3 protein-coding genes and 1 pseudogene are annotated in these 5,428 nt (G+C 73.7%); 2 read left to right on the top strand and 2 right to left on the bottom strand.

What is annotated here, in order from left to right; genetic code table 11:
- A partial coding sequence (locus tag ACYVE9_RS14330; protein ID WP_461028218.1) for an ATP-binding protein occupies positions 1-1,137 on the bottom strand: 1,137 nt, incomplete at its 3' end.
- Between the two features lie 726 nt (positions 1,138-1,863).
- Here ACYVE9_RS14330 and ACYVE9_RS14335 point away from each other — a divergent pair.
- Together ACYVE9_RS14335 and ACYVE9_RS14340 are read left to right on the top strand one after the other, a co-directional pair.
- Positions 1,864-2,001 carry a hypothetical protein gene (locus ACYVE9_RS14335; protein ID WP_461028219.1) on the top strand — a complete coding sequence of 46 codons (138 nt, stop codon included), beginning with the start codon at positions 1,864-1,866 and terminating at the stop codon, positions 1,999-2,001.
- Between the two features lie 193 nt (positions 2,002-2,194).
- A pseudogene (locus ACYVE9_RS14340) lies at positions 2,195-3,154 on the top strand (UDP-N-acetylglucosamine--N-acetylmuramyl-(pentapeptide) pyrophosphoryl-undecaprenol N-acetylglucosamine transferase); the annotation flags it as partial.
- A gap of 76 nt (positions 3,155-3,230) precedes the next feature.
- Here the strand turns inward: ACYVE9_RS14340 and ACYVE9_RS14345 are convergent.
- The coding region (locus ACYVE9_RS14345) for an XRE family transcriptional regulator (protein ID WP_461028220.1) at positions 3,231-5,428 on the bottom strand (2,198 nt) is incomplete at its 5' end.

Raw genomic sequence — 5,428 nt, forward strand, 5'->3', positions numbered from 1 at the left:
GGGGGCCGGCGTGCGCTGCCGGCCGGGCAGGGCCTCCCCGGTCCGCGGGCGGGTGATCAGCTCCTGGGGGATGCGCACCAGCGCGCCGGTGCCGCCCCGGGCGGACGGGCGGAACGACACGGTCAGCCCGTGCTTACGGGCCAGGCACCCCACCACGGCCAGACCCAGACGGGTCCCGGACAACGACGTCAGGTCCAGGGGTTCACCGGAGACGGCCCGTTCGGCGCGGCGCAGCGCGAAATCGCTCATCACCAGGCCGCTGTCCTCGATGGTGATGATGACGCCGGCCGGCACCTCCTCCACGTAGACGTGGACCTCGGCGGTGGGCGGCGAGAAGTTGGCCGCGTTGTCGAGCAGTTCGGCCAGCGCGTGCATGACGCCCTCGGCGGCGTGTCCAGCGACCGCCACACCCGTCGTCGAGTGCAGCCGGACCCGCTGGTAGCCGGCGATCCGGCCCATGGCCCCGCGCATGATGCTCTCCATGACGATGGGCTTCGCCCAACGCCGCCCGGACCGGGCCCCGGTGAGAACCGCGATGCTGTCCGCCAGACGTCCGGCCTGCGCGGTGCGGTGGTCCAGGTGCAGCAGGTCACCGAGCACCGTCTCGTCGGAGTGCCGGTGCTCCATCTCCCGCAGGTCGGCGAGCATGCCGGTGGCCAGCGCCTGCATGCGTCCGGCGGCGCTGGCGCAGGCCGCCATGGCCGCCGCCCGGCCGCCCTCGCTGCGCCCGAACTCGTCGGCGACGGTGCGGAGCACCTGCCGGTGCGCCTCCAGCGGCGGCGGGGGCACGTCGGCGAGTGCCGTCTCCGCCGACGACCCGTCGCGCAGCCGCTCCACCAGCGCCGGGACGGTGCGTTCGGCGAGCCGGGCGGACTCGTGCTCAAGGTCCGCGATGTCCTCACGCAGCAGCTGCGCGCGCTGCGACTGCCGGGTGACGGTCACCGCCGCGGCGCACAGCAGCACGGCCGCCGCTCCCGCGCCGTACGCGAGCGGCGTCCTGATCGACTCCGGCGCCAGCAGGACCGCCACGGCACACCCGGCGCCGGTCACCACGGCCGAGATCAGCAGGGCGAGCAGGGCCGGCTTGAGCGGAGGGCGCTCCGACCGCCGACGCGCGGGCAGGGTGTGCGCTGTCATCAATCGTTGTCCTCGTGGACGGATGGTTGCGGAAGTCGGCTCCACTCGGCCCGCTTCCGCTCAATTCGGAGCCACTATAAGTGAATTCTCGATCACTGTGCTCCGGCTGCGATCATCTCTCAACCTGCCCGGCACTCGGTTCGACAACGGGCTCCAGCCGGGCCCGTACGGGCCCGGGCCTGCCGCAGCCGGATGAACAGCGCTCGGGCGCTGGGACGTTGCCGGAGCCCACCGTCGCCGCCCGCCACCGCAGCGGCCACGAAGCCCGAACGGGCATGGTATGGAGCGGTGTTGATAATGTGCCCCGCCGTCCACCGAGCCGCCACCCGCATTTCACCTCCCCCACCACTCTGGCCCGCCCAGGACGCCGCCCCTCGCAGGTCACCGCCCCCATGACACCGGCTCGGCACCGCGACGCCGGTCGAGGATCTCGACGGCCAGGTGCGGCCACCGGGCGGTGAGTCGCGACACCTCAGCAGCCGTCGAAGCACTCACCGCGGGCAGTGGGTCCGCGGACAGGAACCGGGCAGTGGACCCGACTGACCCGGTGGCCCCGTCGTGGGAGTGTGCCTGACCAGGCGGGCCACAAGCGGTTGAAGATCGCTTCCCAGCCGACCGGAGATCGTTTCCCGCTGAGGGGGCAGTCACTCGATACGGAGTGGGTCAGGACGGCTACGCAAGGCAAAGTGGGATGGTGAGTGGACTGTGGGATGGTGAGTGGACTGGGTGAGTGAACTGTGGGCAATCGGCACCCTGCTCCGCGCCGTTGCCACCACCGCGGACGCTGTCCTGGCCACCGCCGGCCGCGCCCACCAAGAGCGGATCGCCTTCCGGCCCCCACGTCGAAGAGCCCCCGACCACTGAGGAAGCCATGGAGGCCGCAGAGACTTACGAGGAAGCCCGCGAGCTCTACAACGCGGCAGCACAGGACAAGCAGCGGCCCGGAAGGTCCTCGACCGTTCCGGCACCGGCGAGTACGGCGAACTCGGGCGGGAGATCCCGACCAAGCCGTTCCGCGCCCCTCATCGAGCTGACGCCCCGGACAGGCCATCGACGGACTATCAAGATCCGCCGGTCCGCCAACCCGCTGAAGCTGGTGAGCCCGTCGAACGTCCGGGACATGGCGCGCGTCCCGCTCGGCGTCGGGCAGGCGCACAAGCTCGTCCCGGACTTCCAGCCGGACGTCGTGCTCGCCACCGGCGGCTACGTGGCCGTCCCCGCCGGCCTGGCGGCACGGCTGTGCCGCCGCCCGCTGGTGCTCCACGAGCAGACCGTGCGACTGGGCCTGGCCAAGCGCAAGTTGGCGAGTTCCGCGACGCGGATCGCGGTCTCGTCCGAATCGACGCTGCCCCTGCTGTCCGAAGCGGTCCGCGGCGCGGCGGTCGTCACGGGCAATCCGATCCGGCCGGAGGTCCTGGCAGACCGCCCGGACAAGGCCGCCGACGCACTGGGCCTGACCGGCTTCGACCGACGCCTGCCGACCGTGTACGTGACCGGCGGCGCCCAGGGCTCCCAGCAGGTCAACGGAGTGGTCCGCGACTCGCTGCCCTGGCTGCTGGAGCGGGCCAACGTGGTCCACCAGTGCGGCCCCGACAACATCGAGGAGCTGCGCCGGCACGCGGCGGCCCTGCCGCCGACACTGGCAGGGCGCTACCACCTCACGGGCTTCGTCGGCCCCGAACTCCCCGACGTGCTGGCGCTCGCCGACGTCGTCGTCTCGCGCAGCGGCGCCGGGACGCTGGCCGAGCTGCCGGCCCTCGGTCGCCCGGCCGTGTTCATCCCGCGCGCCACGTCGGCCGGAAACGAGCAGGCGCACAACACCCGGCACCTGGAGGAGGCGGGCGCCGCCGTCGCCCTCGTCGACGACATGACACCCGGCCGCCTCCAGGAAGCACTGGCACCGCTCCTCACCGACCCCACCCGGCGGGAGGCGCTGGCGGAGCGGGCCCGCGCCCACGGCCGCCCCGACGCGGCGGACCGCCTCGTGGACGTCCTCCTGTCCCCCGCGACGAACTGAACGTCGGATCACGCCCGGCACGGCCGTCGTGCGGGGCGTGCCGGGCGTGCCGGGCCTGCCGGGCCGAGACCGACCCTCACGTCCGCGTCCGCCTCGAACCGCTCGTCGCCGCCTGGTCCACCGGCTGAGGTGACGGCCGGTAGGACTGGGCGAGGTGGCGTTGCAGCCGGATGTGGCGGAACTGGTAGACGGCGCCGGTCTGGCGCAGCACGCCTCGGCGGTAGGCGTCCTCCAGGAAGGCGACGGTGTTCCAGGGCAGCCGGCCCGTCAGCGGCAGCCAGACGCGGGACAGTGTGAGCCACTGCCCCCAGGCGGTGAAGACCAGCACGTAGGACGACGCGCCGCCCAGTCCGCCGACCGCGCCGAGCAGGGCCGCGTCCGCCAGCCGCCACACCAGCGGCCCGAGGAGGTCCTGGAACAGGCCGACGACAAGGAAGCCGCAGAGGCCGACGCCGAGGGTGACCGCCGGCATGAGTACCAGGAGCTGGTGTCCGGCGGTCGCGCGGTTGGCGGACAGCAGCCGGACGGGCGTGGCCGCCGCGGTGACGTCCATCGGCGCTTCGAAGGCCGCGAGCAGCCCGAAGACCAGCCCGGCCGACAGGCCGAAGATCAGCGCGAAGACCAGCATGTTGATCAGCACGCCCGGGCCGGAGAGCGAGGCCCCGAGGTAGCGGTAGCGGAGCAGAGCGTGCGCCCAGGCGTATCCGACGCCCAGCACCGCCCCACCCAGGAGCATGAACCCGAAGCGGGCGGTGAACGCGCGCAGCGGCCGGCGTGCGATCCGGCGATCCGCGGCCGGCAGTCTGAGCCGTACCCGGGACGGCTGGAAGGCGACCCGGTCCAGGGCGGCCATCACGGCGTAGACGAGTCCGAAGGACACCCCGGCGATCAACCCGACCAGTGTCCCCTGCGCCAGGACGACTTCCGGGCCGAACCACTCGACGGAGTCCCAGAGTTGGGCGACCAGCCCCACCAGCCAGGTGGCCGTGGCCATGCACAGGGCGGAGGTCAGGGTGACGTGCAGGACGCGGGTCGCGGTCGGCAGCCCGCGACTGAGTCGCCACCAGGCGAGGTCCTGCCGGCCGCCGCCCCCCTGGTCGAGGCTGTGGGCGAGGTAGCCCAGCCAGCGCTGGGCACGCCCGGGATCCCAGTCCCGCTGCCGCCGACCGTTCTCGGACCGCTCGGGCGCACGCGGCCGGTAGACCGTCGGTACGAAGCCCGCCAGCAGATGTTCCTCAAGGTCGCTCGGGGTGGGGAAGCGTGTGGTGTCGAGCAGTTCGGCGGGGCTGCGGTCGGGCGCCTCGCTGTACATCGTCCGGGCCAGGATCACCATCAGCGGGGTGCGCAGCACGTCGGCGAGCCGGGCGGCCCCGGGGGCGGCGCCACTGGCCCGCAACGCGTCCAGCGCCTCGTCCCACACGCCCGTGGCGCGGGGGGTGTCGTGGGCGACGGGTCGTGCGGTGCGGGGCAGGTAGGCCGCGAGATCCTCGACGGTGAGGTCGGCCAGTTCGATGCCCGCGGCCCACACCAGGGGCGCCCGGGTGGCGGTGACCACCTGGGCGTACTCGTTCCGGCGGCTGGTCAGGACCAGCGGCAGGGAGGTGTCGTTCAGCGCCTCCAGCGCCGCGCCGCGCAGACCCCGCGCGATCTCGTCGAACCCGTCAAGGACCGGCAGGATCAGGTCGGCGTCGACCAGTGCGGCGGCCTGCGTCGTTCCGCCGGCGACCCGGCGGGCGAGGTGGGGGTGGTCCCGTAGCAGGCGGCCCACCAGCAGGTCCCGCACGGTGGTGGTGGCCGGGTCCCACGAGCCGAGGCTGACGATCACCGGCACCGGATCGACCGGCGCCCGGGCCGCGAGGAGGTCGAGGGCGAAGCGGACGGCGAGCACCGACTTCCCCGAGCCCGCCCGGCCGAGTATCACCAACCGCCCGGACCCGATGCGCCGGTAGGTCTCCGCCACACTGCGGACGTCACCGCTCAGGTCCACGCCCACGGCGGTGGCGCCCGGTTCCACCCGCTGGATGTTCTCCGGGTGGTCCGTCAGGGAGGCGGGCGCCGGCTGCCAGCGCACCGGGAGCGGGAAGGGATCGTGGACCCGACGCTGCTCCTCCTCGCGCCGCCAGCGCCGCCGGACCTCCCTGGCCAACGAGTCGGCGGCGCCGGTGAGCACGGGGTCGGCCGGAGGCGGCGCGGGAGCGGCTGACGCCATCGCGGGCGGTGCCGAGCCGGCCGGGAGTGGGGGCGGTACGGAGCCGGGCGCGGGTGAGGGCGGCG

Source organism: Streptomyces sparsus (assembly GCF_054776295.1).